A 21,104-nucleotide genomic window follows, 5' to 3' on the forward strand; every position below is an offset into this window, starting at 1 on the left:
ACACACCACTCACGTCTGGCCGTAGGGGCTGCTGACCACGACGACGTAGCCGTCGGGGTCGCGCAGCCAGATCTCCCGGTGATGGGCCAACTCGTTGACGTGGTCGCCCTCGAGGAAGTCGGCGCCCGCCGCACGGGCTCGCTCGACGGCCACGGGATAGTCAGCCGATTCGAACCACACCGCCACGCCGTTGCCGAATCGCTCGGCCGGATCGACGAGGTACGGGTGCTCGTGGGCGTCGACCTCGTGGAGCTGCAGCACCAGCGCACCGTCGTGCATCAGCATCTCGTACTCGTCGCCACCATGGGCGCTCGTGAGCCCGAGCGTGCGCTGGTACCACTCGCTCGACCCGCTCACCGAACGGCACGTGAGCATCGGCTGCGGAATCACGTCACGACTCCCCGTCGCCCACGTCGCTGTCGTCGGCGTCGTCGCCGTCGTCTTCTTCGTGCTGATGGCGGATCGTGTCGGGGTCGATGACGGCGTCGCCGATCAGTTCCTGGGGCATTGCCTTGCTGGCGTACTTGCTCCAGTTGTCCTGCAGGGCGGTGATCAGCTGGCTGACGAACAGCGGCGACATGTTGACCCGCTGCACCAACACACCGGCCTGCGGCTTGCCGTCGTTGTCGTAGTCGAAGCGCATGAAATCGATGGTGAACTCGTGCGGCGAGTGGCGGACGGCGGCGCCGTTGGCCCACACACCACCCATCTGGTCGGGGGTCGAATGGATCTTCATCGGCCCAGCATGCCGTACGCGTGGGTGGGGGTGATCGTCACCAACAGTCGGCGGTCGTCGACCATCGCCTGCCGGTATTCGCTCCAGTCCGGATGCTCACCCTGCAGAGCGCGGTAGTAGTCGACCATCGCGTCAGCGGTCGCGTCGTCGGGTGATGCGGCAGGCGGCATGACCTCGGCGTCACCATCGATCACGCAGTACGACCGGAAGTCGTCGGCGGTCACGTGCAGGCTGGCGCGGCCGTCACGCTGCAGGTTGTTGGTCTTGGCCCGGTCGGCCGTGACGGAGATCTGGATCGTCCCGTCGTCGGTGACCCGATACACGATGTTCGACAGCTGTGGCCGACCGTCGCGTTTCAACGTGACGAGCACTCCCTGCTGCCGCTGTCGTACGTACTCGAGCCCATCAGAGATCTCCATCCCACCCATGCAACCACAGAAGGGGTCAGGCACCTTCTGGCGTTGCAGGTCCTCGTGACCATCCGCTGATCGCCCAGAAGGTGCCTGACCCCATCTGTTCAGAGGCTGGCTTGGACGGCGTCGTTCAGGGCGAGGCAGCGGGGGTCGGCGGTGAGGTTGTTGCCCATCCGGTTCATGACGTAGCCGTAGCCGATGCCGAGTTCGGGATTGGCGAACCCGAGCGAACCGCCGGCACCCGGGTGGCCGTACGAGCCGTCCTGGATCATCGGCGCACCCTCGTTGTGGAGCCAGAAACCGGCGCCGAACCGGCTCGCGGTCAGCAGCGTCAGGTCGTCACCGCTCACCCGCTGGGTGCGGGCGGCGTTCATCGTGTCGGTGTCGAGCAGGCGGACACCGTCGACGGTGCCGGCGGTGGCGGCGTAGAACTTGGCGAGCGAACGAGCCGTCGTGATGCCGTTCGCCCCGGGCATCTCGGTGGCGTGCACGGCTCGGGTGTTGAAGTGGTTGCCCTTCGCCGTCGACAGTCGTCCGTCGAGTGCGAGCGCCCGATACCCGTTGGCGCCGCGGGCGTACAACTTGCCGAGGTGCTCGAGCAGCGCCGGGTCGTCGGTCGGGAGCGGTGTCGTCTCGAGGCGACTGACGCGCTCCTCCTCCGACTCGGGCAGCCCGATCCACAGGTCGATGCCGAGTGGTCCGGCGATCTCGTCCTGCACGAACTGTCCGATGCGTCGCCCGTCGACCCGCGCGACGATCTCGCCGGCGAGCCAGCCGTAGGTGATCGCGTGATAGCCGTGCGCCGTTCCGGGTTCCCACATCGGTGCCTGCTCTTGCAGCGACTCGATGACCGGCGTGACCGCCATGATCTGGTCGAAATCGATCGGGGCGTCGACGGCGATCAGGCCTGCCTGGTGGCTCATCACCTGCTCGACGGTGATGTCGTCCTTGCCGGCTGCGGCGAACTCCGGCCAGTGCTTCGACACCGGGTCGTCGTATCGGAGCGTGCCCGACTGCACCAGCATCGCGATCGCGGTGGCGGCGATGCCCTTGGTCGTCGAGAAGACGAGTTGCAGGGTGTCCTCGGTCCACGGCGTGCCGGTCTGGGCGTTGGCGGTGCCGCCCCACAGGTCGACCTTCTTGTCGCCGTCGACGTAGAGCGCGAACGCCGCGCCCAACTCGTCGCGCTCGTCGAAGTTGGCGCGGAACGCATCCGCCACCGCCCCGAATCCGTCGTCGACCTGCCCCTCGATCTCAGCCATGGCGGAGAGTCTCGCGGACGAGCCAACCCGGGTCGGGTGTCGGAGGGAACGGCGAGGTCCGAGGGTGCTTCGGGTCAGGTGTCAGAGGTGACGGCCACTCGGGTCAGGTGTCGGAGGTGACGGCGAGGAACGAGCCGTTACCGTCGATCACCTGACCCGGGGTCGGTGCGCGAACCCGAGGGAACGAGTTGTCGGGCCACACCACAGGACCCCGGGTCAGGTGACCGCCGGTAACGCCTCGCCCAGAGGGCGAGTCGTCACCGCTGGCACCTGGCCCGGTGACCCGACCCGGGCGGCTCTGTCATGATCTGGCGATGGGGAAGGACCTGACCGCGGACACCGTCGAGTTGTTGCAGACGCTGATCCGGAACGAGTGCGTGAACGACGGACGACCCGACTCGGGCAACGAGACGCGCAACGCCGACGTGCTCCAGTCGTACGTCGAGGGCGACGGTGTCGAGATCGAGCGCTTCGGCCCGTCCCCCGAACGCCAGTCGTTCGTCGCCCGCATCCCCGGCTCCGACCCGAACGCTCCGTCGCTCTGCCTGATGGGCCACACCGACGTCGTGCCCGTCAACCGGGACGGATGGCGCGAAGACCCGTTCGGCGGCGAGATCATCTCCAGCCCCGACGGCTACGACGAGGTGTGGGGCCGCGGCGCCGTCGACATGCTCAACCTGACCTCGTCGATGGCCGTCGTGTTCAAGTCGCTCGCCGAGCGCGACTTCCGACCGAAGGGCGACCTCCTCTACTTCGCGGTCGCCGACGAGGAAGCCGGTAGCACGTACGGCGCCCAATGGGTCGCCGACCACCACGCCGACGCCATCCGTTGCGACTACCTCCTCACCGAGTCGGGCGGTCTCCACTCCGGTCCGGAGGGGAAGCGGTCGGTCGGGGTGACCGTCGGTGAGAAGGGCGTCGCGTGGCGTCGGCTGCGCGTGAGCGGCACGCCCGGCCACGGGTCGATGCCGTTCGGTGCCGACAACGCGCTCGTCTCGGCGTCGAAGATCGTGAGCCGGCTCAACGAGTACCGACCGACGCCGCGTTTCCACGAGCACTGGCGCGGTCAGGTGCAGTCGCTCGACATCCCCGACGAGGCGAAGGCTGCGATGCTCGACGAGGAGCGGATCGACGAACTCCTCGAGGGCCTGCCGGTCACGTCGGGGAAGGGCTTCTTCCACGCCTGCACCCACACCACCTTCGCCCCGAACGTCGTCAGCACCGCCGGTCGGCCGAAGACGAACGTGATCCCCGACGTGGTCGACGTCGAGGTCGACATCCGGACCCTGCCCGGCGAGCACACCGACGAGGTGACCGCTCACCTGCGTGCGGCGCTCGGCGACGAGCTGATGGACAAGGTGCAGGTCGAGATCCTGATGGACGACCCCTCCTCGATCAGCCGCATCGACACCCCGCTGTGGGATGCGTTGCAGCGGGCGGTCAATGTGCCGTTCCCCGACGCCCGGCTCAACCCGCAGTTCAGCGTCGGCTTCACCGATGCCCGCGTGTTTCGAGAACTGGGTGCGGTCAGCTACGGCGCCGGACTGTTCTCACCGGTGGTCGATCCCGGCGAGTTCAGCCTTCGTTTTCACGGCCACAACGAGCGGGTCGACGTCGAGAGCCTCCGCCTGACGACGGAGCTCTGGGAGCGGGTCGTCACCGACCTGATGTCCTGAACCGTCTCCGGCGGGCCGGAGCGCCGTCGGTGTAGTCGGGGATCGGCCGCTCGCGGGTGTGCCAGGCGAGGCCACCGGCGAGCAGCGCGCCCGGCACCAGCATGACGGCCAGGACGAACATGCTGGGGGAGAGGAGGACGGACCAGGCGGTGATGAACACGATCGCGGCGACGAACAGCACCGTGGTGCGGACGTGACCTTCGTGGCGACGCTCCGGATGTGTCCAGAAGTCGTCGGTTCCGTCGAGGTCGAGATGCAGCGGCGGTCGCCGCCGGCGCGGCTCCATGCCGTCAGACTACGACGGCCCTGGGTGCCTGGCGGGTCGGGTGATCTCCCGAACGTCGACTCCGTCGCCGTTCCGTACGACACCCGACCCGATGGTCGCTACGGCTGCTCGAGGTCGATCTCGGCGGGCTCCGGCTGCCGGTAGTCGGGGATGCGGGACGTCGGTCTGCTGCGGCGCCACATCGCGTACTCGACCGCGCCGAGCGCCGCGAACAGCAACGCCAGCGCGAGGAAGAAAGGGTGGAACAGGGCGCCGCCGAGGAGGCAGACGGCCGTGGCAGCGAGGTACACGATCGCGAGTCGGCGGTGGCGGCCGTCGCCCATCGGCATCTCGTCCCAGCTGCCGTAGGCGCGTTCGTTCCAACGCAAGGTCGGATCGCCGGCGGGGCGGGCGCTCATGGCTCCGACTCCAGTTCGATCTCGGCCGATTCCGGCTGCCGGTAGTCGGGGATCTTCACGCGGGACCGGGTGCGTCGGATCATGACTGCCTCGACCGCGATCGGGATCAGCATGATGAGCGCGAACCCGATCAGCACGGTGTCGATGATCAGGCCGAGCACGACGATCACGGCGAACCCGACGAGGAGCCATTTCAACTGCTGGCGGTGCTGGGCGTGGCGCCCGTCGAGGTCGGACCAGAAGTCCTCACCGTCGTCGGCGTTCAGCTTGAAGAACGGAGCGTTCTGCCGCTGCTGGTTGCGCGTGCGGAACATGTCGTCGCCCTGCATCGGGTTGCTGGGACGACGCCGTTCCCCCGGTCGCTGGTTCCCACCCATGGCATCGACGGTACTGACGTCCGGTATCCGGCGAAACCCCTGCGCCCTCGATACCGCCGCGATACCGCACTGCCTCAACCACCCGTCCGGCCCGCCCGGACTCCTGGTGGATTTAACCGCCTGTGCGTCCGGGGCGGCTCGGGGTTCGGGGTGGCTCGGGGTTCGGGCCTCCGGCCGGGTCAGATCCACATGTAGGTGGTGGTGGCGGCTGCGGCTCGCTTGCCGTTCGGGAGGAACAGGTCGATCTCGCCGAACACCAGGCTGCGACCCGGCTTGGTCGCGCGTGCCTCGAAGGTGACCTCGGGCGTGTCGGCCGGCACCGCTCGTTCGAACGCCGTCTTCAGCTCGACCGTCGTGAAGTTGACGTCCTCGTCCGGGCGCAGCGACATCATCACGAACACCATCCCGGTGTCCATGCACGACATGATCGCCTGACCCGACAGCACGCCACCGCCGTGCGTCAACCGATCGGTGACCGGCAGCGTGAACCGCACCAGGCCGGTCTCGGCGTGGGTCACCCGGATCCCCATGTCGACCACGAACGGCGAACCGCCGACCTGGAACGAGTCGGTGATGTGGGCGATCAACGCCGCGTCGGACGAGGCGTCGGTGGACGTGTCGGTGGACGTGTCGGTGGGGGTGTCGGTCGTCTCCATGCGGGACAGAGCTTGGCCGCCGGCGAGCGCGGCGGACGACCCGAACCGGTCAGGCGGTCTCGGTCGAGTGCAGGCCCAACTCGGCGATCGACTGCTCGCGCATCTCGACCTTGCGGACCTTGCCGGTGACCGTCATCGGGAAGTCGCCGACGAACTTCACGTAGCGCGGCACCTTGAAATGGGCGATCTGGCCACGGCAGAACTCGCGCACCTCGTCCTCGTCGATCGTCGCTCCGGCGCGGACCTTCACCCACACCATCAGCTCCTCGCCGTACCGCTCGTCGGGCACACCGATCGCCTGGACGTCTTCGATGTCGGGATGGGTGTAGAGGAACTCCTCGATCTCGCGCGGGTAGATGTTCTCCCCGCCGCGGATCACCATGTCCTTGATGCGGCCGACGATGTTGCAGTAACCGTCGTCGGCCATCACGGCCAGGTCGCCGGTGTGCATCCAGCCTTCGTCGTCGATCGCGGCACGGGTCTTCTGGGACTCGTTCCAGTAGCCCTGCATCACCGAGTAGCCACGCGTGCAGAACTCACCGGTCTCGCCGCGCTGCATCGTCTCGCCGGTCTCCGGGTCGGCGATCCGTACCTCGACGTGCGGATGGGCGCGCCCGACCGTCGCCGTGCGGTGGTGGAGCGAGTCGTCGGGCAGCGTCTGGGTCGACACCGGCGACGTCTCGGTCATGCCGTAACAGATGGTGACGTCGTCCATGTGCATCCGGTCGACGCACTGCTTCATCACCTCGACCGGGCACGGCGACCCGGCCATCACACCGGTGCGCAACGACGACAGGTCGTACGAGTCGAAGTCGGGCAGACCGAGTTCGGCGATGAACATCGTCGGCACCCCGTAGAGCGCCGTGCACCGTTCTTCCTCGACAGCACGCAACACCGCGGCGGGGTCGAAGGCGTCGCCGGGGATCACCATCGTCGCCGCGTGCGACGTGCAGCCGAGGTTGCCCATCACCATGCCGAAGCAGTGGTAGAAGGGCACCGGGATGCAGAGCCGGTCGCCGTGGTTGAACCCCTGCAGCTCGGCCACGAAGTAGCCGTTGTTCAAGATGTTGCGGTGGGTGAGCGTGGCACCTTTCGGGAAGCCGGTCGTGCCCGATGTGTACTGGATGTTGATCGGGTCGTCGGGCTGCAGCGCGTCGCGACGGGCGTTGAGTTCGTCGTCGGAGACGTACTCGTCGCCCTCGTAGAGGTGGTTCCACTCGTCGGTCCAGAAGAAGACGGCCTTCTCGAGTGACGGCACCCGGTCGGCGATCTCGGCGACCATCGCCACGTAGTCGGACCCCTTGAACTCCGGCGCGGCGATCAGCCACTTGCATCCCGACTGGTTGAGTGCGTACTCGAGTTCGTGGGTGCGATACGCCGGATTGATGTTGACGAGGATCACACCGATCTCGGCCGTGGCGTACTGCACCAGCGTCCACTCGGCGTAGTTCGGCGCCCAGAGTCCGAGACGGTCACCGGGTTCGAGTCCGGCGTGCATCAGGCTCTTCGCGATGTCGCGGACGTGATCGCCGAACTGGCGGTACGTCCATCGGATGTCCTGGTGGACGGCGACGAGCGCTTCGTGATCGGGATAGTGCTCGATGGCGCGTTCCAGGTTCGCCGGAATCGTGTCGTCGAGCAGGGCGACGTCGGTCGGCCCGCGGTCCTCTGCAAGTTCCCCCATGGCGCGAGCGTAGACGGTCGCCCCGGGCACGTGGGCCGAATCGCCTGCATGGTTGCTGACCAGGGGAAACCGGTCGATCCGTCGGCCTCGTGAAGAAAATCCGAAGCTCGCCTGAGGGCGGATTCGTACAGTCGGATCATGCGGAACAACCGGCGGATACTCGCAGCGGCGGCGGCAATGGCGGGGATCTCGACCCTGGGGGTCGCGGCGTCAGCGGAAGCAGGCGTCCCCCAGGGCCAGATTCGTGTCACCGTGCAGATCGTCGGTGAGGCGGCGGCCGATGGCCTGAACACGGCGATCGAGATCTACGACAACGGTGTCCTCGACACCGCCGACTGCGACGACGTCAGCGAACCGGTCACGCAGGACACCGACGTCTACCTCGAGTTCACCCGATGGTGCGATCTCGAACCGGGAACCGACTACTCGCTGGGTCTCGACCCGCTCCCCGCGAACTACGACTCGTACGTGTCGTGCGGGCAACCCCAACTGAACGAGCGGATCGTCGATGACGGGAACAGCCTCACCATCGCAGCGGGTGCCCTCACCGACTGTTGGGTCGTGATCGGCGCGAACATGGCGGTGCTCACGAAGGAGGTGGTCGTCCCCCTCGAAGGCGGCCCCGAGACGCCGGCCGATCCGGCCGACTTCGTGCTGGAGGTCTACAACGGCGACGGCGGGCTTCATGACTCCGGATCGGTGGCGACGAGTCCCGAGTGCGATTGGCTCCTCGGTTCGGACGGCGTGCCGTGCTTCTACACCGACCTCGAGTCGGGCGACTACAGCTTCGGCGAGCAGCCCGTCCAGGGCTACTTCGGCGCGGTGACTGAGTGCGACAGCGACGTCGGTCCCGACGAGCGCTTCGACGACGCACTGAACCAGACGGTCACCGTCGATCCCACTCCGTTCGGTCGCTGGTTCACGTGCAACGTCCGCAACACCTATGCCGAGGGCGAGATCACCCTCACGAAGACACTGGTCAACGACGACGGCGGCACGGCGACCATGAGCGACTTCACACTCGAGCTGTACGAGGGCGGCACGATCATCGACAGCGGCATGTGCGCTGCCGACGGCTCGTGCCTCACCGGCACGTACCCGGTCGGCTCGTACACCGTCGGCGAGACGGGGCCCGACGGCTACACGCGCACCGTGACCCAGGAGGTCCTCGTGCCGACCGAGCAACTCGCCGACGCGGAAGCGCAGATCGAGCTCGGGCCGCTCGAGCAGGTGACCGTGAACGTCGAGAGCGACGACACCCCCACGACCACCACCACGACCCTTGCGCCGACGACGACCGCGCTGCAGACGACCACGACGGCATTCGATGCCGGCAGCGTCACCCTGCCGCCCACCGGCGACGACTCGTCGACGAACATCGCCCTGATCGCGGCCGGCCTCCTGCTCCTCGGCGGCGCCGGCCTCGTCCTCTCCCGCCGCTGATCGGTCTGGCGTCGCCTGCCTGAACGACGGGCGACGTCCGGATCAAGATTCGCGGGATGTGACGCGAAACACCGCGGTGTGCCTCGGGCCGACCCGGGTCGCGGGCCGATACTGCACGCGTGAGTTGGCGCGACCAGATCAGCACGATGGGCCAGTGGGCCTCGTCGCGCGCCTGGAGCCGGGCCGGTGCGATCGCTCAAGTGATCTCCGCCGGCCGACCCCGGCGGGTCGTCGCCGGTGCATCGCGGGTCGTGCTCTTCGCCGTCGGCACCCTGCTGATCTCGACGTCGGTCGCCGTGATGCTCTGGACCGAACTCGGTCCCGGACCGCTCGACGTCTTCATCGGCGGCGTGCGCGAGCAGACCGGACTGCCGCTCACCCTGGCGGTCTGGGTCACGATCGCCGCGATGCTCGCCGTCGCCTGGGGCCTCGGCCGTCGGCCGGGACTGGGCAGCATCGTCAGCCCGATCGTGATCGGCCCGATGATGCAGATCACCCTCGAGACGTTGCAGCGTTTCGACGTGCCGTCGTCGTTCGCCGTGCGCGTGCTGCTCCACGCATCGGCCGTGATCGTCGTCGGCATCGGGGCGGGTGCCCTGATCGTGTCGAACCTGGGCGCCGGTTCGGGTGAGCTGCTCGCCGCAGCGGCGTCCGACCGCAGCGGTCACCCCGAGCCGCGGGTGCGGTTCGGGTTCGAGATGGCGCTCCTGGTGCTCGGCGTGGTGCTGGGCGGCCCGATCGGTGTCGGCACCGTGATCGTCGCCGCCCTGATCGGCCCGGCCGTGGCGTTCGGCCTCCGCTCCGTGGGCTCCGTCGCCACCGCCTCCCGCCGCCAACTCGACCTCGTCGCCACCTGAGCGGCGTTCCGCGCCGCCGGGGGCGCCGGTGGCGTCAGTCGGCTTCGAGGACGCCGTCGGTGATGTGGACGGTGCGGTCGCAGTAGCTGGTGATGCGCTCGTCGTGGGTCACGACGATGGCGGCGGTGCCACGCGACTTCATCTCCGACTGGATCAGCTCCATCACCTGCTGGCCGAGTTCGGTGTCGAGCGCCGACGTCGGCTCGTCGAACAGCACCAGCTCCGGTTCGTTCATCAGCGCCCGCCCGATCGCAACGCGCTGCTTCTGGCCGCCCGACAACTGCGACGGCAGGTTCTTCGAACGGTCACCGAGACCGAGTTCGTCGAGCAGGCGGTCGGCGCGCTCACGCGCCGGCTTGCCTTCGCGCCGTCCCAACTCGTCGACCACCAGCAGGTTCTCGCGTGCGTTGAGGAACGGCACGAGGTTCACCGACTGGAACACGAACCCGACCTTGTTCTGACGGAACGTGGTCAGCTCCTTGTCGCCGTAGTCGGCGATCGATTCGCCGCCGACGGTCACCGAACCCTCGGTGGCCGACAAGATGCCGCCGGCGATCGAACAGAGCGTCGTCTTGCCCGAACCCGACGGCCCGACCAGGGCGATGATCTCGTCGGTGCCGACGGTGAGGGTGGCGTGGTCGAGGGCGACGACCTCGCTGTCACCCATCGAGTACACCTTGCGGACGTCGGACATCTGGAGTGCTGGCTGTGACATGGTCAGTTCCCGAGTGCTGAGGCCGGGTCGACGCGGAGGACCCGGCGGAGGGAGAAGGCGCTGCCGATCACCGCGGCGATCAGGAGCAGCACGACGGACAAGAGGATGCGACCGACCGAGACGTAGAGCGGGATCGATCCGGGCGGGATGAGCAGGTCGAGCACGACCACCAGCACGCCGGCGATCGCCGACGCGATCAGGGTGACGGCCGTTGCCTGCACGACGAGCCCACCGAAGATGGTTCGCGACCGTGCACCGATCGCTTTCAGCACGCCGTACAGGGCGGTGCGTTCGACCGTGAGCAGCGCGAAGAAGAGCGCGATCACGACGAGGGCGATGACCACGGTGACACCGAGGATCTGGTTGAAAGTGCCGGATTGTTCGTCGACACCCGGGATCGCCGAGATGGCGTCGTCGATCGTCAGGGCGTACGTGCCGTCGTTCGCGGCATCGGCGGCGGCGACGACGTCGGCCGGGTCGCCGGGGCCACTGATCGCGAGCGCTTGCACGACGTCGTCGGCCAGCACGGCGTCGGGCCGGTTCTCGGCGAGCACGCCACGCCACGTCTCGAGGTCGGCCCACAGCCCGCCCGATCCGTTGTAGGCGGTGTCGGTCACCCACCCCACCACGGTGATCGGCGTGCGAGCCGGTCCGATCAGGAGTTCGTCGCCGATCTCGACGCCGTCGGCCTGGAGGAGTTCGTCGGCGTACGCTTCGCCCGGGCCGGGCGGTTCGGGCACACCAGTGGGCGGCAGCTCGTATCCCCACACCGCGACGTTGGCGAGGTCGCGAGGCCCGTTGTCGGGCACACGCGCTCCGAGCAGCACGACGCCGAGACCGCCGACCTCGTCGACGCCGTCGGCCGACTCGATCGCGGCGCGTTCGTCGGCCTCGATGCGGCTCCGCAGGAACGACGACTGCGATGCGTCGCTGTAGACGATCGCATCGGCGCTCTGTGCACGGATCGCTCCGGTCGACAGGCGGAGCAGGCCGTCGAGCAGACCGCCGAGGAACATCAACAGCACGGCGATCAGGGTGAGGATCACGGTGGCGGTGACGAACCGCCCGGGTTTGCGGACCAGTTCTCGAAGGGCCAGCTTCATCGGTTCGCACCTCCCGTCGTCGCCTCGATCGGGTCGATCTTCAGCACCCGCCGCGCCGAGATCAGCGACGAGCCGATGCCGAGGATCAGGAGCAACACCGCCCACACGACGACGGCCGTCGACTCGAACCGCAGCTGGATGCCGCCGAGGCGGCGTTGGGACAGCGGGTAGTAGAGCGCCAACCCGATCAGGTAGCCGGCGACGACGATCACGACGGCCTGCAGGAGCAGCGACGAGACGAGTCGCCTGGCCGGGGCGCCGATCGCCCGCAACAAGGTCAACGCGCCCGCCTTCTGGAAGGTGATGATGAGGAAGAACAGGCCGGTCACGCACGGGATGACGAGGCCGTACAGGAGGAAGATCACCTGGAACGACTGCTGTACCTGGGCGACGCCCGGTGTCTCGTCGGCGGCGTCGTCTTTCGTGAGTGCGTCGAGATCGGTCGACTGGCCGTTGATGCTCGCGACGACCTCGTCGTCGGTGACTCCATCGGCAGGTGCCACGGCCAAGACGTTGGGGAGCGGGTCGCCGGCGTCGGGATTGACCGACTTCACGGCATCGACGTAGTCGTCGTACGCCACGAACAAGGTGGCCCCGGCGTTGAGCTGCACGTCGTCGGCCAACCCGACGATGGTGATCTCGTATCCGCCGGGCTGCACCACGATGGTGTCGTCGAGACCGAACCCGGCGTCGGCGTCGTTCGAGCTGCCGACGGCCTCACCGGCCGCTTCGGGGTAGCGGCCCTCGACGAGTTCGGTCGGTGCGCCCAGCGACTCGTCCTCGTAGCCGAGCACGGTGACGTCGGTGAGGGTGCCGTCGGCGTCGGTGGCGGAGAACGTCCCCTGTCCGATCCGGCCGACGTCGCCGACGCCGTCCGCGTCGACGGTCAGCTGTTCGAGATCGGGGGTGATGAAGCTGCCCTGGATCACCCGCTGTCCGTCGACGGAGTACACGAGCACCGGTGCCGTCTGGTTGCGGATCGCTCCGACGAACGAGGTGAGCAGCCCGTTCTGGAGTGACGTCTGGAACAGGATCAGGAAGACGAGCATGCCCAGCGCAGCCGTCAGCAGGCCGAAGCGCACCTTGGCGCGGGACATCTCGGTGAACGCGAGGAACATGCAGGCTCAGATCATCGACTGGGTAACACCGGGCACTACGGCACCGTACCCACCCCCGGATGCAGTCAGTCGGTCGATGTCAGACATCATCCGACAGGTTCCGGTGACGTCCTGGTCGTGGGTGGTCGGATGATGTCTGACATCAACCGACAGGTTCCGGTGACGTCCTGGTCGTGGGTGGTCGGATGATGTCTGACATCAACCGACGGGGGTGTCAGCGGGAGCGGAGTTCGAGGCGGTCGCGATGGACGATGCGGTACGTGCGGTCGTGCTGTTCGATCCAGCCGAGCTTGATGAAGTTGGCGATCGCCTTGTTCACCCGCTCGCGTGACGCGCCGACCATCCCGGCGAGTTCTTCCTGCGTGACCGGGAGCTGGAACTCGTCGAACTCGCCGGCCAACTCGAGCAGGCGCTTGGCGGTGCGACCCGTCACGTCGAGGAACACCGAGTCGGCGAGGACCTCGTCCATGACCCGGAGCCGGGTCGCCAACAGGCGGGTGACGTTCCAGAGGAGTCGGGGGTCGCGCTCGAACAGCGTCTTGACCGGCTCGAACGGCACCTCGAGCACCGACGACGACTCGAGCGCGCGGGCCATCGCCGAACGCGGTCCCTCGTCGAGAAGGCCGAGTTCGCCGAACAGATCGCCCGGTTCCATCAGTGCCACCACGCTCTCGCGGTGGTCGACCTGGCTCGACATCGCGATCGCGATCCGGCCGGACAACACCAGGTAGAGGGCGTCGGGCGGGTCACCTTCCTGGAAGAGGATGTCGCCGCGCGTCAGGCTGCGTTCGATCCCCGCGTCGGCAACGTCTTGGATCATTCCGGTTTCGGCGTCGGCGAAGAACGACGTGCGCGCCAACTGCTCAGCATGGCCAGTCATTGTCTGCCACGGTACTACCCTCGACCCGTGGCTTCGCCTTCCAAGGTGTGGACGATCGTCGTGGGGGGCGGATCCGGCACCCGATTCGGCCGTCCCAAGCAGTACGAACGGCTCGGCGACGAGCGGATCATCGATCGGTCGCGCCGGATCGCAGCGTCGGTCACCGACGGGGTCGTCCTCGTGGTCCCTGCCGACGATGCAACCGCCGAAGGTGGCGTCGCGGGCGGCTCGTCCCGCAGCGAGAGCGTGCGGGCCGGACTCGCCGAGGTGCCGCCCGACACCGACATCGTCTGCGTCCACGATGCCGCCCGTCCGTTCGCCGACGCCGACCTCTACCGCAGGGTCGTTGCCGCGGTCGAGGCCGGCGCCGACGCCTCCGTGCCCGGCATCGCCGTCACCGACACGATCAAAGTCGTCGACGGCGACGGCGTGGTGACCGCGACGCCGGAGCGATCCACACTCGTCGCGGTCCAGACCCCGCAGGCGTTCCGGCACGGCGCGCTCGTCGCCGCCCACGCCTCCGGCGCCGACGCGACCGACGATGCAGCCCTGATCGAGGCGACCGGCGGTCGTGTCGTCGTGGTCGAGGGCGCCGCCGACAACCGCAAGATCACGGTGCCCGACGATCTCGACTGGGCCCGGCAGCGGATCGTCGAGCTCGATCGGCTGCACGACGACACCTGTCAGGAGGAACCGTCATGATGCGCGTCGGCCAAGGGTTCGACATCCACCGCCACGTCGACGACCCCGACCGCGACCTCGTCCTCGGCGGCTGTGTCTTCGCCGACGCGCGGCCGCTCGCCGGACACAGCGACGCCGACGTCGCCGCCCACGCCGCGGCCGACGCCCTGCTCGGCGCGGCCGGCCTCGGCGACATCGGCCACCACTTCCCCGACACCGATCCTCGCTGGAAGGGCGCCGATAGCCTCATGATCCTGGCCCGTGTCGCCGAGTTGGTGCGCGAGGCCGGTTGGCGAATCGAGAACGTCGACATCAAGGTCGTCTGCGAACGACCGAAGCTCGCACCCAGAATCGACGAGATGCAACGCAACCTGTCCACCGCCGCCGGCGCTCCCATCACCGTTGCCGGCCGCCGCGCCGAAGGGCTCGGCGCGCTCGGTCGTCAGGAGGGCATCGCCGCGTGGTCGGTCGCGCTCATCACGTCCGACGACGCCGCCAACCCGACGAGCGCCGAGGAGACGACATGAGTAACAAACGAGGACCCGGGCAGGGACGTGGCGGACGTGCCGCCGCCGGCCGCCGATCGAGCAAGCCGCAGAGCCGTGGAGCCGGCCGCACGGGCCGCACCCGTCAGGGAGACGCACCGGCACCGAAGACGAAGCCGAAGACGCTCGGCGGTGAGCAGATCGAGGGCCGTCAAGCGGTTCGTGAGCTGCTGCTGGCCCAGCGCCGCAAGGTCCACGAAGTCTGGATCTCGGGCGAACTCGAGGGGAGCGATGCCGTCGACGACATCGTCGCGATCGCCGAAGCGAATCGGGTGCCGGTCATCAAGGTCGCTCGCAAGAAGCTCGAGCAGGCTGCCCGCAGCGAAGCCCCCCAGGGTGTCCTTGCGTTGGCGGCGGCGCTGCCCGAAGCCGACCTCAACCGGTATCTGCGCCGACAGGGCGGCAAGCCGCCGTTCGTGGTCGCCGTCGACGGGGTCACCGACCCGGGCAATCTCGGGGCCATCATCCGCAACTGCGACGGCGCCGGTGTCGACGTGATCGTCGTGCCTCGCCATCGTGCGGTGCACGTGACTCCGACCGTCGCCAAGGCGTCGGCCGGAGCGGTGGAGCACGTGCCGATCGCCGTCGTGTCGGGCCTCCCTGCTGCGCTCCAGCGGATGCGCGACGCCGGGATCTGGGTCGTCGGTCTCGACGACGCCGCCGACCGCACCTTGTTCGACCTGGGTGATCTGGCCGCTGAGCCGGTGTGCGTCGTGCTCGGTGCCGAGGGCGCCGGATTGTCGCGCCTCGTGCGGGAGCGCTGTGACGTCATCGTGAGCATCCCGATGCTCGGTCGGGTGAGTTCACTCAACGTGTCCGCAGCGGCCGCTCTGACCACGTACGAGATCCGTCGTCACCGTTCGTCATAGCCGGTTCGCGCTGTGCGCGAACGGCGCCGGAATCATCCCCAGAGTTCATCGAGAATGCCGGGACAGCCCGGCCCGGACCGTTGTAGTCTCGATGCAACCTTCGACCTCCTTGGCGGAAGATGAGCATGGCTGAACCACTCGAGACCACTTTGTTGCCCGACGCGCTCGCGCTTCCCGACACTCCGGACGGGTCGACGATCGGCCGCCGCCGCCTGATCGCCGGTGCCGGCGCAGTCGCGGGTGCCGCAGCGGCGACGCAGTTCGTTCCGCAGGGCGTCGCCCAGGCGTCGGTCCCTGCAGGGGCGAGCAAGTTCTCGATCCTGCCGAAGGCCGTTCGCCTCGCCGACACCCGCGAGAAGAACAAGTACGACTTCACCCAGTTCAGCAACCGGTACATCCGGGTGAAGGTCGGCGGCCGCTACGGCGTCCCGAGCACCGCAACAGCAGCGGTGTTGACGGTGACGGCGGTCAACTACTCGTCGCACAGCCACGTCACGGTGTGGCCGACCGGCGAGGGCATGCCCGTCGCCTCGAACCTCAACCTCCTGCCCGGGGCCGCCAACGCCAACATGGTGACGGTCAAGCTCGGCAACAACGGCTCGATCGACGTCCAGGCGCTGCTGCCCGGTCACCTCATCGTCGACGTGCTCGGCTTCTACGAACCGGTGGCGGGCGCCGTCCGTGAAGGCCGCTTCATCACGCTCGCCACGCCCAAGCGCGTGTTCGACTCCCGTCAGACGTCGCGTCGCCAGGTCGCGAGCGGTTCGTACACCACGATCGACCTGACGGCGTACATCCCGCCCGATGCCACGGCCGCCGTCGTCAACCTCACGGCAGCGCTCAGCACCGGCGACGGCCACTTCACGGTCATGCCGTACGACGCCGCCGGCCCACCGACGACGTCCAGTCTCAACGTGTCCGGTCCCAACGAGGCCCGCGCCGGCAGCGCCGTGGTCGCCACACCGACCAAGGGCGGCAAGCGCCGGATCAAGGTGTACGCGCACCGGTCGGCGGCCATCATCATCGACGTCTTCGGCTACTACACCGGCGGAGCGTCGAGTCTGTCGCAGACCGGGCTGTTCGTCCCCGTCACGCCGGATCGTCTCATCGACACCCGCAAACCGGGCCAGATCGGCCGCATGTGGCCGAACTGGGTGGTCGAGGTGCCGCTCCCGAAGTCGATCGACGGCAAGGCCGCGGCGATCGCGTGCAACGTCACCGGCACCGCGTCGCGCGGCGCCGGACACCTCACCGTCTCGGCGGCACGACAGACGATCCCGAACACGTCGAACGTGAACTGGTCGACCGCCTACTCGGTCGTGCCGAACCACGTCATCTCGCAGGTGACCCACAACGTGGGCATGCAGGTGTTCAACGCGACGGGCAGCCATGTCGTCGTCGACCTCGCCGGGTACTTCACCGGTACGCCGAAGGTGCCGTCGCTGCCGAAGTACACGAACCCGCCGCCCCCGGCTGCACCGCCGAACTGGATCCTGCGGGTCCCGCGCCTCGGCCTCACCTCGACGGTGATGGCCGGCAACGCCGAAGTCGTCACCGACTCCGGCTTCACGTGGCACTGGACGGGCACCGGCTACATGGGCCAGAACGCCCACGTCGCCGTGTTCGGACACCGCACCGAGGCCGGCGGTCCGTACCGCTACATCGACCGGATGGTGAACGGCGACCTGATCAGCGTCACCACGGGCGACGGTCGCGAGTACACCTACCGGATGGTGGGCCGCTATCTGACCGACGCCGGCACGCAGAACATCCTGAACGCGACTCGGGCCAACAACGGCACGACGTTCTCGATCGTGGCGTGCACGGTGGGCTACGACAGCACGAAGTCGGGCTACCCCAACCCGTGGGCGGCGACGAGCTTGAAGTACCGCATCGTGGTCAACTTCGAGTTGCTGTCCTGGCGCGAGGTCTGATCGCCGACAACCACCCGTTGTGGGTGGGGCAGACCCCACCCGCCCCATTGTTAGGGTCGCTCGTATGCGAGCCCTGACGCGTTCCATCGCCGGCCTCTCGTTCGTCGCGGTGGCGGCGCTGGGGGTCGCCGCGTGCGACAGCGACGGCGACGGCCAACCCGACATCGGCATCACCCTGCCCGACGGCGGCGGTGACACCGGCGACGGTGGCGACACCGGCGACGGCGGCGACACCGGCGACGGCGGCGAAACGACCGACCCGCCGGCTCCCGAGCCGACCGACGCCCCTGCCCCGGAACCGACGGAAGCGCCGGCGTCGCAGCCGACGGAGGCACCCGATGCGGGTGGTGGCGAGACCGGCGACGACGACAGTGGCGATTGGGCACCGCTCCTGCTCGCGCTGTTGGGCGTGGTCGCCGTCGGACTGGTGCTCGCACTGGTCGTCGGCAATCGGAAGCAGTCGTCGGCAGCGTCAGGCGTCGACCGCCGGCGTGAGCTCGTGGCGACCGCTGGATGGGTGCACGATCAGCTGACCCTCGAGGTCCTCGCGATGCCGCCCGCCGAAGGCCTGCGGCGTTGGACAGTCGAGCGAGGTCGGGTCGATCAGCTCGGCATCGACGGCCGCATGATGGCGTCGAGCGGGTACCGCGAGATGTGGGAACAGCTCGGGATGATCCTCGGACAGCTCACCACTTCGATCGACACAGCGCTGCGGATGGGCACGATGGAGGGGGCCGACCCGGCGCTCGTCGCCGAGGCCGTCCAGAACGCCCACCGCCACCGTGCCGAGCTGGGTGCGTGGGTTGCCACGGCGCGCAGCCTGACCTGAGGCGTCGACGAGAATTCTGAACTTCTTGCATCCGGCGCTCTCGGCCCGCTCGTAAAGCGGGTCGGAGGTCGGGGGATCTGCCACCGAGTCTCCGATCGATCCGGTGCCACGTCGGCGCCGGACCTGACCGAAAGGAATCCCGGTGAAGAAACGACTCGCCTCGATCGCAGCAGCGGTCGGTCTCGTAGCCCTGGCGGTGCCCGCCACCGCCAACGCCCAAGTCCCCGACCCGTTGCCCGACGAGAGCATCGCCCAGGTGGCGACCGACGCCGGAGTCTTCGAGACGCTCCTCACGGCGGCGACCGCTGCCGGCCTCGACGGAGCGCTCGCCGACTGTTCGGCCGGCCCGTTCACGGTGTTCGCGCCGACCGACGACGCATTCGCTGCGGTGCCGGAGGATCTCCTCACCGCCGCCCTCGGCGATCCCGACGGCCTGCTGACCGACATTCTCAACTACCACATCGTTCCCGGCATCGTGCCGGCGACCGACGTGCTCGCCGCCGACACGCTGACGACGGCGCTCGGTGCCGACCTCGTCGTGGACGGCGACGCCGCCACGCTGAACGGCACCGTGAACATCACCGGCACCGACAACTTCGCCTGCAACGGCGTCGTCCACATCATCGACGCCGTGCTCGTGCCGGAGCTGCCGAGCATCGCCACGATCGCGACCGACAGTGGCTTCGACACCCTCGTCGCTGCGCTCGGAGCCGCCGGCCTGGCCGAGACCTTCGCCGACTGCGCCGAAGGCCCGTTCACGGTCTTCGCCCCGACCGATGAGGCCTTCGCCGCCGCCCTCGAGGCGCTCGGTTTGACCGCCGAGGAACTGCTCGGGAACACCGAGCTGCTCACCACGGTGCTCCAGTACCACGTCGTGCCGGGCATCGTCGGTTCCGCCGAAGTCGTCGGCTCGACCTCGCTCGAGACGCTGCAGGGTGAGTCGATCGCCGTCAACGAGACGGAACTGAACGGTTCGGTCAACATCGTCTCGACCGACAACTGGGCCTGCAACGGTGTGGTCCACGCCATCGACGGCGTGCTGCTGCCGCCGAGCCTGACGCCCGACCCGGCACCGACCACGGTGCCGACCCCGACGGCGCCTCCTGGTGGCGACCTGCCGCCGACCGGTAACAACTCCGTCCTGGCGCTGGTCGCCGGCATGCTCGTCCTGGCCGGTGGCGGCCTCCTCCTCGCCCGCCGCCGTCCGACCGCATGACCTGATCAGCACCTGACAACCGAAGGAGGCCCGGCCAACTGGCCGGGCCTCCTTCGCGTCAGACGAGCCGGGTGCGAGAATCGAACTCGCGACATCGTCATTACAAGTGACGCGCTCTACCAACTGAGCTAACCCGGCGATCGGAACCACGAACGCTATCGGAACAACCCCCGCCGACTCGGCCGCCGCAGCACTGAAGCGGGTCGGGTGTCGGAGGGAACGGCGACGGAGTCGACGTTTCCAGAGATCACCCGACCCCGGTTTCGTGGGCCCGCCGATACCGACTGGGTCGGGTGATCTCCCGAAACGCCTCGGCTGCGCCTCGGTGTTCCGTACGACACCCGACCCAGTGGGTTGGACGCTCGGGTCAGGCTTCGGCGCCGGGGATCTGGCCGTGGACCCAGACGGTGGTGCGCATCGGGACGATGTCGGCGTCCCAGATCCAGTCCATGGCTGCGGTGCTCAGACGCACACAGCCGTGGGAGGCCGGGTAGTTCGGGATGGAGTTCGACCCGTGCAGGGCGATGCCACCGTCGAAGTACTTCGGGCGATAGATCTCACCGAGGTCGCCGGCCCACCAGCCCTCTTCGCGCTGGCGGTTCACCTCGAACACGCCGGGACGTGTCACCGAGTCGCCCGACTCGGGTGCGCCGGTGTTCTTGTTGATCGTGTCGTACGGCACCTCGGTGCCGGTCGAGGTGTTGAGGACCCAGGTCGTGACGCCCTCGTCGACGATGAACACGAGCTGCTTCGTCTTGTCGACCTCGACGAGGGTGCCGGCCGTGCTCGCACCGCTGGGCCGTTCGTCGACCTCGCTCAGAACGGCGGCGGTGATCGGGCCGAGCGAACCGTCGGCCTCGAGGCCGTAGTACTTCTGGAACGCCATGACCGCCTGCTGGGTGGTCTGGTCGAAGCGGCCGTTCGGATCTTGAAGCCAGAAGCCGAGCTCGATCAGACGCCACTGGGCCCGCTTGGTCGCCTCGCCGCTCGATGTGCCGACCGGCTCGAGCGGCGGCGTCATCGCAGCGAGCGGTGGGATCTCCCGCTCCGGCAAGGTGATCGGGGGCGGCGGCAGCGTCGTGGTGGTGGTCGTCGGCGTGGTCGTCGTGGTCGGCTCGGTGACGGGCACGGTCGTGTTCGACACCAGGCCGTCGGTCGTGGCGGTTGTGTCGCCGGCGGCGTCGTCGACCGTCGACGTGGCGTCGCTCGATGGCGACGACGACTCCTCGGCGGTCGCGTTGATGGTCGCCGACGAGCAGCCGGCGAGGACGACGAGCGCGAAAGCGGAAAGGGGGAGGCGGTGCGGCATCGGTGGTTTCTCGGGTGTGGCGTGTGGTCGACGGGGCTGCCGAGTCAACGCCGTTCACCATCGAGCCTATTCCCCACCGATCCGACGCCAACGGCAGGTCGGCGTTATCGCCCGAAT

At 68.4% G+C, this 21,104-nt stretch carries 23 protein-coding genes and 1 tRNA gene; 9 read left to right on the forward strand and 15 right to left on the reverse strand.

From position 1 onward, the window contains the following. Positions 1 to 9 precede the first annotated feature (9 nt). The 4 genes from BDK89_RS01775 to BDK89_RS01790 all read right to left on the reverse strand — a co-directional run bounded on the left by BDK89_RS01775 (position 10) and on the right by BDK89_RS01790 (position 2,411). Positions 10 to 375, reverse strand: coding sequence for a VOC family protein (locus BDK89_RS01775; RefSeq protein ID WP_341785687.1), 366 nt, complete (start codon positions 373 to 375; stop codon positions 10 to 12). 16 nt (positions 376 to 391) lie between these two features. After that, positions 392 to 736, reverse strand: coding sequence for a DUF3467 domain-containing protein (locus BDK89_RS01780; protein WP_133867322.1), 345 nt, complete (start codon positions 734 to 736; stop codon positions 392 to 394). Continuing rightward, positions 733 to 1,155, reverse strand: a complete 423-nt coding sequence (locus BDK89_RS01785; protein WP_133867323.1) for a PPOX class F420-dependent oxidoreductase — start codon at positions 1,153 to 1,155, stop codon at positions 733 to 735. The genes BDK89_RS01780 and BDK89_RS01785 overlap by 4 nt, the downstream gene beginning before the upstream one ends. A 98-nt stretch (positions 1,156 to 1,253) precedes the next feature. Further along, positions 1,254 to 2,411: a serine hydrolase domain-containing protein gene (locus BDK89_RS01790; RefSeq protein ID WP_133867324.1), complete on the reverse strand. Its 1,158-nt coding sequence runs from the start codon at positions 2,409 to 2,411 to the stop codon at positions 1,254 to 1,256. A gap of 314 nt (positions 2,412 to 2,725) precedes the next feature. Here BDK89_RS01790 and BDK89_RS01795 point away from each other — a divergent pair, with 314 nt between their 5' ends. Then, entirely contained in the window at positions 2,726 to 4,087 is a 1,362-nt protein-coding gene (locus BDK89_RS01795) for a M20/M25/M40 family metallo-hydrolase (protein WP_133867325.1), read from the forward strand. Here the strand turns inward: BDK89_RS01795 and BDK89_RS01800 are convergent. The 5 genes from BDK89_RS01800 to BDK89_RS01820 all read right to left on the reverse strand — a co-directional run bounded on the left by BDK89_RS01800 (position 4,068) and on the right by BDK89_RS01820 (position 7,488). Further along, positions 4,068 to 4,373: a hypothetical protein gene (locus BDK89_RS01800; RefSeq protein ID WP_133867326.1), complete on the reverse strand. Its 306-nt coding sequence runs from the start codon at positions 4,371 to 4,373 to the stop codon at positions 4,068 to 4,070. The two genes, BDK89_RS01795 and BDK89_RS01800, sit on opposite strands and share 20 nt — an antisense overlap. Positions 4,374 to 4,471: 98 nt before the next feature. Then, entirely contained in the window at positions 4,472 to 4,771 is a 300-nt protein-coding gene (locus BDK89_RS01805) for a hypothetical protein (RefSeq protein WP_133867327.1), read from the reverse strand. Then, complete coding sequence (locus BDK89_RS01810; RefSeq protein WP_133867328.1) at positions 4,768 to 5,148, reverse strand: hypothetical protein; 381 nt, start codon at positions 5,146 to 5,148, stop codon at positions 4,768 to 4,770. Before BDK89_RS01810 ends, BDK89_RS01805 begins: the two co-directional genes overlap by 4 nt. A gap of 179 nt (positions 5,149 to 5,327) precedes the next feature. Further along, positions 5,328 to 5,804 carry a PaaI family thioesterase gene (locus tag BDK89_RS01815; RefSeq protein WP_133867329.1) on the reverse strand — a complete coding sequence of 159 codons (477 nt, stop codon included), beginning with the start codon at positions 5,802 to 5,804 and terminating at the stop codon, positions 5,328 to 5,330. Between the two features lie 49 nt (positions 5,805 to 5,853). After that, positions 5,854 to 7,488, reverse strand: coding sequence for an AMP-binding protein (locus BDK89_RS01820; protein WP_133867330.1), 1,635 nt, complete (start codon positions 7,486 to 7,488; stop codon positions 5,854 to 5,856). Between the two features lie 138 nt (positions 7,489 to 7,626). On the opposite strand from BDK89_RS01820, the gene BDK89_RS01825 reads away from it, so the two are divergent. Further along, positions 7,627 to 8,931 carry an LPXTG cell wall anchor domain-containing protein gene (locus BDK89_RS01825; RefSeq protein ID WP_133867331.1) on the forward strand — a complete coding sequence of 435 codons (1,305 nt, stop codon included), beginning with the start codon at positions 7,627 to 7,629 and terminating at the stop codon, positions 8,929 to 8,931. Positions 8,932 to 9,050: 119 nt separating this feature from the next. Continuing rightward, positions 9,051 to 9,788 (forward strand): YczE/YyaS/YitT family protein, encoded by a 738-nt coding sequence (locus BDK89_RS01830; RefSeq protein WP_133867332.1) that lies wholly within the window; start codon positions 9,051 to 9,053, stop codon positions 9,786 to 9,788. A 34-nt stretch (positions 9,789 to 9,822) separates the two neighbouring features. Here BDK89_RS01830 and BDK89_RS01835 read toward each other — a convergent pair whose 3' ends face one another. The 4 genes from BDK89_RS01835 to BDK89_RS01850 all read right to left on the reverse strand — a co-directional run bounded on the left by BDK89_RS01835 (position 9,823) and on the right by BDK89_RS01850 (position 13,604). Continuing rightward, entirely contained in the window at positions 9,823 to 10,503 is a 681-nt protein-coding gene (locus BDK89_RS01835) for an ABC transporter ATP-binding protein (protein ID WP_133867333.1), read from the reverse strand. Between the two features lie 2 nt (positions 10,504 to 10,505). Next, positions 10,506 to 11,606 carry an ABC transporter permease gene (locus BDK89_RS01840; protein WP_133867334.1) on the reverse strand — a complete coding sequence of 367 codons (1,101 nt, stop codon included), beginning with the start codon at positions 11,604 to 11,606 and terminating at the stop codon, positions 10,506 to 10,508. Next, positions 11,603 to 12,724, reverse strand: a complete 1,122-nt coding sequence (locus BDK89_RS01845; protein ID WP_133867335.1) for an ABC transporter permease — start codon at positions 12,722 to 12,724, stop codon at positions 11,603 to 11,605. The genes BDK89_RS01840 and BDK89_RS01845 overlap by 4 nt, the downstream gene beginning before the upstream one ends. A 214-nt stretch (positions 12,725 to 12,938) precedes the next feature. Next, entirely contained in the window at positions 12,939 to 13,604 is a 666-nt protein-coding gene (locus tag BDK89_RS01850) for a Crp/Fnr family transcriptional regulator (RefSeq protein WP_133867336.1), read from the reverse strand. A gap of 27 nt (positions 13,605 to 13,631) precedes the next feature. On the opposite strand from BDK89_RS01850, the gene ispD reads away from it, so the two are divergent. From ispD to BDK89_RS01880, 6 genes are all read left to right on the forward strand, one after another. Next, positions 13,632 to 14,306 carry a 2-C-methyl-D-erythritol 4-phosphate cytidylyltransferase gene (gene ispD, locus BDK89_RS01855; protein ID WP_208293926.1) on the forward strand — a complete coding sequence of 225 codons (675 nt, stop codon included), beginning with the start codon at positions 13,632 to 13,634 and terminating at the stop codon, positions 14,304 to 14,306. Beyond that, positions 14,306 to 14,812 (forward strand): 2-C-methyl-D-erythritol 2,4-cyclodiphosphate synthase, encoded by a 507-nt coding sequence (gene ispF, locus BDK89_RS01860; RefSeq protein WP_133870935.1) that lies wholly within the window; start codon positions 14,306 to 14,308, stop codon positions 14,810 to 14,812. The genes ispD and ispF overlap by 1 nt, the downstream gene beginning before the upstream one ends. Continuing rightward, the gene (gene rlmB, locus BDK89_RS01865; protein ID WP_133867338.1) at positions 14,809 to 15,699 is read left to right on the forward strand and encodes a 23S rRNA (guanosine(2251)-2'-O)-methyltransferase RlmB; all 891 of its coding nucleotides are present in this window, start codon (positions 14,809 to 14,811) and stop codon (positions 15,697 to 15,699) included. Before ispF ends, rlmB begins: the two co-directional genes overlap by 4 nt. A 125-nt stretch (positions 15,700 to 15,824) precedes the next feature. Further along, a complete protein-coding gene (locus tag BDK89_RS01870) occupies positions 15,825 to 17,633 on the forward strand; it encodes a sortase (protein WP_166657306.1) in 1,809 nt (602 codons plus the stop codon). Between the two features lie 64 nt (positions 17,634 to 17,697). Further along, the gene (locus tag BDK89_RS01875; protein ID WP_133867340.1) at positions 17,698 to 18,462 is read left to right on the forward strand and encodes a hypothetical protein; all 765 of its coding nucleotides are present in this window, start codon (positions 17,698 to 17,700) and stop codon (positions 18,460 to 18,462) included. A 142-nt stretch (positions 18,463 to 18,604) separates the two neighbouring features. After that, positions 18,605 to 19,678 (forward strand): fasciclin domain-containing protein, encoded by a 1,074-nt coding sequence (locus BDK89_RS01880; RefSeq protein ID WP_133867341.1) that lies wholly within the window; start codon positions 18,605 to 18,607, stop codon positions 19,676 to 19,678. Between the two features lie 65 nt (positions 19,679 to 19,743). On the opposite strand, the gene BDK89_RS01885 is transcribed toward BDK89_RS01880, so the two are convergent. Together BDK89_RS01885 and BDK89_RS01890 are read right to left on the reverse strand one after the other, a co-directional pair. After that, positions 19,744 to 19,816, reverse strand: a tRNA-Thr gene (locus tag BDK89_RS01885). Positions 19,817 to 20,045: 229 nt separating this feature from the next. Then, a complete protein-coding gene (locus BDK89_RS01890) occupies positions 20,046 to 20,987 on the reverse strand; it encodes a L,D-transpeptidase family protein (protein ID WP_133867342.1) in 942 nt (313 codons plus the stop codon). Between the last annotated feature and the right edge of the window lie 117 nt (positions 20,988 to 21,104).

The sequence above is a fragment of the Ilumatobacter fluminis genome (assembly GCF_004364865.1).
GTDB lineage: Bacteria > Actinomycetota > Acidimicrobiia > Acidimicrobiales > Ilumatobacteraceae > Ilumatobacter > Ilumatobacter fluminis.

Excerpts from the sequence above, each read along its gene's own strand:
- BDK89_RS01775 (WP_341785687.1), bottom strand. The coding sequence starts at position 375 with ATGCTCACGTGCCGTTCGGTGAGCGGGTCGAGCGAGTGGTACCAGCGC.
- BDK89_RS01780 (WP_133867322.1), bottom strand. The coding sequence starts at position 736 with ATGAAGATCCATTCGACCCCCGACCAGATGGGTGGTGTGTGGGCCAAC.
- BDK89_RS01785 (WP_133867323.1), bottom strand. The coding sequence starts at position 1,155 with ATGGAGATCTCTGATGGGCTCGAGTACGTACGACAGCGGCAGCAGGGA.
- BDK89_RS01790 (WP_133867324.1), bottom strand. The coding sequence starts at position 2,411 with ATGGCTGAGATCGAGGGGCAGGTCGACGACGGATTCGGGGCGGTGGCG.
- BDK89_RS01795 (WP_133867325.1), top strand. The coding sequence starts at position 2,726 with ATGGGGAAGGACCTGACCGCGGACACCGTCGAGTTGTTGCAGACGCTG.
- BDK89_RS01800 (WP_133867326.1), bottom strand. The coding sequence starts at position 4,373 with ATGGAGCCGCGCCGGCGGCGACCGCCGCTGCATCTCGACCTCGACGGA.
- BDK89_RS01805 (WP_133867327.1), bottom strand. The coding sequence starts at position 4,771 with ATGAGCGCCCGCCCCGCCGGCGATCCGACCTTGCGTTGGAACGAACGC.
- BDK89_RS01810 (WP_133867328.1), bottom strand. The coding sequence starts at position 5,148 with ATGGGTGGGAACCAGCGACCGGGGGAACGGCGTCGTCCCAGCAACCCG.
- BDK89_RS01815 (WP_133867329.1), bottom strand. The coding sequence starts at position 5,804 with ATGGAGACGACCGACACCCCCACCGACACGTCCACCGACACGTCCACC.
- BDK89_RS01820 (WP_133867330.1), bottom strand. The coding sequence starts at position 7,488 with ATGGGGGAACTTGCAGAGGACCGCGGGCCGACCGACGTCGCCCTGCTC.
- BDK89_RS01825 (WP_133867331.1), top strand. The coding sequence starts at position 7,627 with ATGCGGAACAACCGGCGGATACTCGCAGCGGCGGCGGCAATGGCGGGG.
- BDK89_RS01835 (WP_133867333.1), bottom strand. The coding sequence starts at position 10,503 with ATGTCACAGCCAGCACTCCAGATGTCCGACGTCCGCAAGGTGTACTCG.
- BDK89_RS01840 (WP_133867334.1), bottom strand. The coding sequence starts at position 11,606 with ATGAAGCTGGCCCTTCGAGAACTGGTCCGCAAACCCGGGCGGTTCGTC.
- BDK89_RS01845 (WP_133867335.1), bottom strand. The coding sequence starts at position 12,724 with ATGTTCCTCGCGTTCACCGAGATGTCCCGCGCCAAGGTGCGCTTCGGC.
- BDK89_RS01850 (WP_133867336.1), bottom strand. The coding sequence starts at position 13,604 with ATGACTGGCCATGCTGAGCAGTTGGCGCGCACGTCGTTCTTCGCCGAC.
- ispF (WP_133870935.1), top strand. The coding sequence starts at position 14,306 with ATGCGCGTCGGCCAAGGGTTCGACATCCACCGCCACGTCGACGACCCC.
- rlmB (WP_133867338.1), top strand. The coding sequence starts at position 14,809 with ATGAGTAACAAACGAGGACCCGGGCAGGGACGTGGCGGACGTGCCGCC.
- BDK89_RS01870 (WP_166657306.1), top strand. The coding sequence starts at position 15,825 with ATGGCTGAACCACTCGAGACCACTTTGTTGCCCGACGCGCTCGCGCTT.
- BDK89_RS01875 (WP_133867340.1), top strand. The coding sequence starts at position 17,698 with ATGCGAGCCCTGACGCGTTCCATCGCCGGCCTCTCGTTCGTCGCGGTG.
- BDK89_RS01890 (WP_133867342.1), bottom strand. The coding sequence starts at position 20,987 with ATGCCGCACCGCCTCCCCCTTTCCGCTTTCGCGCTCGTCGTCCTCGCC.